Origin of the sequence: Pseudoalteromonas sp. S2755 (assembly GCF_005886535.1) — a bacterium.
Classification (GTDB): Bacteria; Pseudomonadota; Gammaproteobacteria; order Enterobacterales; family Alteromonadaceae; genus Pseudoalteromonas.
This window is the reverse complement of record NZ_PNDS01000268.1, coordinates 1-799: the sequence shown is the minus strand read 5'-3', so window position 1 is coordinate 799 and position 799 is coordinate 1. Positions and strand designations below refer to the sequence as shown.

Annotated in this window: 1 protein-coding gene; it reads left to right on the top strand. The window is 43.3% G+C overall.

Annotated features, from left to right (window positions below):
- Positions 1-582 (top strand): protease modulator HflC (gene hflC / locus CWC03_RS23175; RefSeq protein ID WP_138583829.1); only part of this gene is annotated, 582 nt, incomplete at its 5' end.
- Positions 583-799: the final 217 nt, after the last annotated feature.

Below are 799 nucleotides of genomic sequence, written 5' to 3'. Positions count from 1 at the left end.
TTTAGCGCTTATTACCTACGTGCACGTGGCGATAAACAGTATGCTGAAACGCTACTTAAGCAAAAGGTTAATAACGGTCTAAGAACAAACTTCGGTTCACGTACTATCAAAGAGATAGTATCGGGTGAACGTAGCGAGCTAATGGAAGAAGCGTTAGTTCAAGCGTCAGAAAGTGCAACTGAACTTGGTATTGAAGTGCTGGATGTCCGTGTTAAGCAAATTAACTTGCCTAACGAAGTAAGTAACTCAATCTACCAGCGTATGCGTGCGGAGCGTCAAGCAGTGGCGAAAGAGCACCGTTCAGAAGGTCAAGAGAAGGCGGAGACCATCCGTGCTAATGTTGACCGTCGTGTTACCGTAATGCTCGCAGATGCTGAGCGTAATGCTCGTGCGGTTCGCGGTCAAGGTGATGCAACGGCGGCAAACATTTACGCTAAAGCATATAACAAAGATCCTGAGTTTTTCGGGTTTGTTCGTTCGCTTGAAGCATATAAAAATACCTTTAAAGATAAGAATGACGTTATGGTGTTATCACCGGATAGCAAGTTCTTTGATTATATGAAGGATGCAAAAGCTCAATAAGATGATGCTTTTAAAATGATAGTAAAACCCCGCCTGCCAGCGGGGTTTTTTATTGGCGCGATATAGTCACAAACTTTAGATGATGAAATCACACGTTTTATGCCGCAAAAAAACACACTGTAGCAACGTCCTTATGTCGCGAAAAAACACACCGTAGCAGCGATTTTATGTCGCGAACAAACACAATGTAGCAGCGACTTTATGTCGCGAAGAAACA